The 359-nt window shown below is 28.7% G+C and carries 1 pseudogene; it reads right to left on the bottom strand.

Annotation, left to right across the window (positions count from 1 at the left end):
• Positions 1–359 (bottom strand): annotated as a pseudogene (locus KGF50_RS22000) (hypothetical protein); the annotation flags it as partial.

The following is a 359-nucleotide window of genomic DNA, read 5'->3' as shown; positions in this document are numbered from 1 at the left end:
ATTCTTCTGTCTAATGTTGCTAACTCAAACTCTCTCATTTCGCTTTGTATTTCTTGTTCTATTAGTTGTTTCTCTCCTTTTAGTTCTTTCATTTGTGAAACTATATCATCATATCTTTTTAACTTTGAAATACCATTTTCAAGTAGATTTAGTTCTACTTTCTCTTTAACTGAATTTTTGTATCTTGCTTTTAGAAATTCACTATAAGCATCTGAACCATCAGGAATTGGTAATATGTCTTTTAACACATTCTCTTCCCAAAATTCATTCTCTATTTTCATAAGATTTTCAATTACTTCTTCATCTCTATTTATCTTGTGCCATACAAACTTTTCATTTCCAAGAAGTGCTGCTATATA

This window comes from Clostridioides sp. ZZV15-6598 (genome assembly GCF_020657705.1).
Lineage (GTDB): Bacteria > Bacillota > Clostridia > Peptostreptococcales > Peptostreptococcaceae > Clostridioides > Clostridioides difficile_F.
The sequence above is the reverse complement of the archived record's forward strand: the minus strand, read 5'-3'. Positions and strand labels throughout refer to the sequence as shown.